The organism is Parafrigoribacterium mesophilum (assembly GCF_039652555.1).
Lineage (GTDB): Bacteria > Actinomycetota > Actinomycetes > Actinomycetales > Microbacteriaceae > Parafrigoribacterium > Parafrigoribacterium mesophilum.
On sequence record NZ_JBDJAF010000010.1, the window covers coordinates 1 to 4,593 of the forward strand.

General features: G+C 68.5%; 4 protein-coding genes. 2 read left to right on the forward strand and 2 right to left on the reverse strand.

Annotation, left to right across the window (positions count from 1 at the left end):
* Positions 1 to 203 precede the first annotated feature (203 nt).
* A complete protein-coding gene (locus ABFX56_RS15860; RefSeq protein WP_346234336.1) occupies positions 204 to 1,202 on the reverse strand; it encodes a phosphotransferase in 999 nt (332 codons plus the stop codon).
* Between the two features lie 83 nt (positions 1,203 to 1,285).
* Here ABFX56_RS15860 and nudC point away from each other — a divergent pair, with 83 nt between their 5' ends.
* Both nudC and ABFX56_RS15870 read left to right on the forward strand, forming a co-directional pair.
* A complete protein-coding gene (gene nudC, locus ABFX56_RS15865) occupies positions 1,286 to 2,242 on the forward strand; it encodes an NAD(+) diphosphatase (RefSeq protein ID WP_346234337.1) in 957 nt (318 codons plus the stop codon).
* On the forward strand, positions 2,239 to 3,963 hold the full coding sequence (locus tag ABFX56_RS15870; RefSeq protein WP_346234338.1) for an ATP-dependent helicase: 1,725 nt from the start codon (positions 2,239 to 2,241) through the stop codon (positions 3,961 to 3,963). Before nudC ends, ABFX56_RS15870 begins: the two co-directional genes overlap by 4 nt.
* Here ABFX56_RS15870 and ABFX56_RS15875 read toward each other — a convergent pair.
* The coding region (locus ABFX56_RS15875; protein WP_346234339.1) for a TOMM precursor leader peptide-binding protein at positions 3,960 to 4,593 on the reverse strand (634 nt) is incomplete at its 5' end. The two genes, ABFX56_RS15870 and ABFX56_RS15875, sit on opposite strands and share 4 nt — an antisense overlap.

Here is a 4,593-nt window from a genome sequence, read left to right on the forward strand (position 1 = left end):
GCCAATGATCGTCAACGATCAGACGCGCGATCCGCAAACGGTGACGGCGGGTCAAAGCGGCATTAGCGTGGGACACGAAGGACCTCCTGGTTCGAAGAGCGAATGCTTCAGCAGCTCCACTCCACGACCGGAGGTCCTTCACCATCGACAACAACTACAGCGTGTCGTCACATCCACTCAACCAACCTGCCTGGGCAGTACACCTAGCTCAGCCCGTCGCGGCGCTTGAGCAGTTCCTGCACCTCGTCGATGTTGAGCACCGGCATCGTGTTGTGGGTGATGTTCTGGTTCAGATCACCCTGCACAGAGTCGAGTCGTCCGTGCAGCATCGCCACCGCATCGTCGACGATTTCGGTGTCACGCTGCGCCGTGCCGTGCAGCAGCCACTTCGCCAGCTCCAGCTCCGCATACAGGGTGGCGCGCTGCAGAATCTGCCGGTCGCTGGATCCCCGGGCGGCGTCGTACGCATCGAACGCGGTGTCCACCACCTCGCCTTGATTGGCGCCGAGCAGCCAATACAAATCGCGCGCCGGGTCGCCGACGCGCAGCCCGTGCCATCCGAGCACTCCGGTCACGTCGCCGTCGCTGGCGAGGAACGAGTCAGCGGTCAAGGAGTCGTTGATCACCGTTGGTGCGAACTGCCACAGAGCGGCGTCATTGGTGGCCGACTCCCAGCGTTCCAGTAGCGCGGCCGGAACGAGTCCGGTGGCCGAGGCCCGGTCCAGCACGGTGAGGCTTGACGCGAGGGCCTCACTCGGGGTGAGCGTCGGCAATCCGGCATCCGCCACGAAGCTCGTCGGCAGGGTGTGGATGGCGGCGATCGCCTTCCCGATCGAGCTGGCGAGCACCCCGCCTGGTCTCAGGTCGGCCAACGCAACTGCGTCGCCGTACACATACTGGTAAACCACGACCCGGCCCCCGTTGACCGGCGCCTGCCCCGCGTATGTCGGCACCGTGAACGGCAGCCGGGAGCGCACACCGGTGCTCAGCGCCTGCAGCGCGACCAGCTCGGTGGACTGCTCGACTTCCGCGGCTTCGGTGAGCGCGCGGCGGATGATCCAGTGCTTTCCGTCACGGCTCGTGAGCAGCGCGGAATCGAAATCGCCGGAGCCCGCCGTGCCGATGGTGCTGGAGCGCACGATGTCCAGTCCGGCTACGGCCGCAGTCGCCAGCGCGGCTAGAGTGAGATGGGATCTGGCCATACCTGCCAGGGTAGGTCGTCGGCGGCCAGGCCGGTCCCAACGCCACGCTGTTGATGACTTCCCCCGACAAAGATTGGCCGTCGATGTCCGGTTCGCCGCTTTCGCACCCCCGGGTGGGAGAACTGCCCTTGTCGCGGTACGACTTCGACCGCGATTACCTCGCCCGCACCCGACCGAGCCTGTTCGACGAACTTGCCGCCGATCCGGCCACCCGGTTCCTGCTGCTCTGGCACGGCAAGGGGCTGCTGGGCTCCGAGGACGGCGCAGAACTCGCGTTGGTCGGCGTCGACGCCGTTCCCGCTGCCGGGCTGTGGCTCTACCTGGGACGCTCGGTGTCGGACACCGCTCACGAACCGGCCGGCACCCCCGTCGTCGCCGTGGTACTGGAAGACGCGGCGCCCGCACCCGTCACCGACAATCAACAACTGTGGGGAAACCTGCGCACCGTCGGCAGCACCCTGAACGACCGGGACGCCGGGCTGCTCACCGAAGCAGTGGCGCTGGCGAACTGGCACAGCTCGCACCGGTTCTCCCCGAGCACCGGCCAGCCGCTGCTGCCCGAACTGGGCGGATGGGTTCGACGCAGCCCGGATGACGAGACGGCGATCTTCCCGCGCACCGACCCGGCAATCATCGTGCTCATCACCGATTCGGACGACCGCATCCTGCTCGGATCGAACGCGCTCTGGGAGGCCAACCGGTACTCCCTGCTGGCTGGCTTCGTGGAACCGGGGGAGTCGCTCGAGGCGGCCGTGATCCGTGAGGTCTTCGAAGAGTCCGGCATCCGGGTCGTGGACCCGGTCTACGTCGGCTCCCAGCCGTGGCCCTTCCCGGCCTCGCTCATGGTCGGCTTCCGAGCGCTCGCCGACCCCGCAGGTGGATGGGTGTCGGAGCCGGACGGGGCGGAAATCCTCGACCTGCGCTGGTTCAGCCGCCAGGAGCTTCAGGATGCCATCGGCGAGATCATCCTGCCCGGAGCCACGTCGATCGCCCGATTCATGATCGAGGACTGGTTCGGCGGACCGGTCTCCGAGGCATGAGCGGATCGACAGGTATGACCGGCTCGGCCGGCCTGCTGGCCGGACTCGACGACGAGCAGCGCGGTGCCGCCCAGGCGCTGCTGGGCCCGGTCTGCCTGCTCGCCGGAGCGGGCACCGGCAAGACGCGGGCCATCACCCACCGCATCGCCTACGGCGTCGCGACCGGCGTGTACCCGCCCGGACGGGTCATGGCGCTCACCTTTACCGCCCGGGCCGCCGCGGAACTTCGCAGCAGGCTCCGTCAGCTCGGCGTCGGCGGGATCGCCGCGCGCACCTTCCATGCCGCTGCGCTCTCGCAATTGAACTTTTTCTGGCCGCAGGTGATTGGTGGCACGATGCCGCGGATCCTCGAGAGCAAGGGCCGCGTTCTGGCCGAGGCCGCCGCGGCGCTGCACCTGAAGATCGATACCGCAGCGCTGCGCGACCTGGCGGCGGAGATCGAGTGGCGCAAAGTGTCGCAGCTGACCCTGAGCCAATACGCTACGGTCGCGGACACCCGATCGCTGCCCCCCACGCTGCGCCCCGAACAAGTCGTCGACCTGCATCGTGCCTACGAGGACGCCAAGGATGCCCGCCGTCAGTTGGACTTCGAGGACGTGCTGCTGGCCTGCGCCGGCATGATCGAGAGCGAGCCCCGGGTCGCCCAGCAGGTGCGGGAGCAGTACCGGTTCTTCGTCGTCGACGAATATCAGGATGTGTCGCCACTACAGCAGGCGCTGCTGGAGCTGTGGCTGGGCGACCGGGACGACCTGTGCGTGGTCGGCGACGCCAGCCAGACCATCTACGCGTTCGCCGGTGCCTCCCCGGAGTATTTGCTCGGCTTCGGTAGTCGCTACCGCCACGCCACCGTGGTGCGGCTGGAGCAGAACTACCGTTCTACCGGCCCCATCGTGGACACTGCGAACCGGCTGATGAAGGGTCGGGCCGGGGCGCTCCGGCTGCGCGCCGCATCCGACGACGGCCCGAAACCGCCGGTGCCCACCATCACCGCCCACCAGAGCGACATCGCGGAGGCCCGCGCCGTGGCCGGCGCGATCGCTGATCAGATCGCCGCCGGAACCAAACCACAGGACATCGCGATCCTGTACCGCATCAACGTGCAGGCGGCGGCGCTGGAGAACGCGCTGAACGACGCCGGGGTGAGCCACCAGCTGCGCGGCGGCACGCGATTCTTCGATCTGCAAGAAGTCAAGCAGGCCATGATGATGCTCAGGGGCGCGGCCGTCGCCCCCACCGGCGAACCCCTGTTCAAGACCGTGAGCGACGTGCTGCGGTCGCTGGGCTGGACCCAGCAGGCCCCCGAAATCCGCGGCGCCGTGCGCGAGCGCTGGGAGTCGTTGAACGTCATCATGGGGCTGGCCGAGTCCCAACCGCGCGGCAGCACGCTGCGCGGCTTCGTCGCGGAGCTGTTCGAACGCTCCGCCGGCCAGCACGAGCCGACCAGGGAGGCGGTGACGCTGGCGACCTTGCACTCGGCCAAGGGACTCGAATGGGACACCGTGTACCTCGTCGGCCTCAGCGACGGCCTCGTGCCGATCACCTACGCCAAGGATGCGGCCGCCGTCGACGAGGAACGCCGGCTGCTGTACGTGGGCATCACCAGGGCACGGCGGCGGCTGCACCTGTCCTGGGCGCAGACCGGGCAGCAGCGCTCGGCGACCAGGGCGCCCTCGCCGTTTCTGGCTGAGCTGCAACGCCGTGAGGCAACACCGGCCGGTTAGGCCAGCCGGCGGGCGAGTCCGGTGCACAGGCACAGTGGATGCGGGCGCTCGCTGCGCACCGACAGCGTGCCGCCCCGGACATCGAGATGCCGCGACACCGACTCGGACGACGCCGCATGGCGAACCCGGGACACCACCATGCGCGCCGCCAGCGCCGCCACCTCTGCGGAGATCAGCGGTGTCTCGGCCGGGCCGACCGTGCCCAGCAGTTGCGAGGCGATCGCCGGCCACGCCGCATCCGCATCGGCGTGCTGCCGCTCCAAACAATAGAGGCACGGTCCGGTGCCCGGCTCGATCATCGGGCCGATGTGCACCTCGCTGTCGCCGAACACCACCGGCAGGTGCGGCACGTCATCGCGCAGCCAGTACCCGCGCAGGGCAGGATCGACCACGTAGTGGGTCACCAGCACCGCGACCTCGGGACGGAATCGTCGCCGGGCACCGTCCTGGTGGTCCGCGCGGTGAACGACGAAGCCGCACTGCGACAGCGTCGCCGCGATCCGCTGCGCGGTCGGCCCGGTGCCGGTCACCGCTAGGTGTACTGCCCAGGCAGGTTGGTTGAGTGGATGTGACGACACGCTGTAGTCGTTGTCGATGGTGAAGGACCTCCGGTCGTGGAGTGGAGCTGCT

Bases quoted from the DNA above. Each gene is read 5' to 3' on its own strand.
- ABFX56_RS15860 (WP_346234336.1), bottom strand. From the start codon at position 1,202: ATGGCCAGATCCCATCTCACTCTAGCCGCGCTGGCGACTGCGGCCGTA.
- nudC (WP_346234337.1), top strand. From the start codon at position 1,286: ATGTCCGGTTCGCCGCTTTCGCACCCCCGGGTGGGAGAACTGCCCTTG.
- ABFX56_RS15870 (WP_346234338.1), top strand. From the start codon at position 2,239: ATGAGCGGATCGACAGGTATGACCGGCTCGGCCGGCCTGCTGGCCGGA.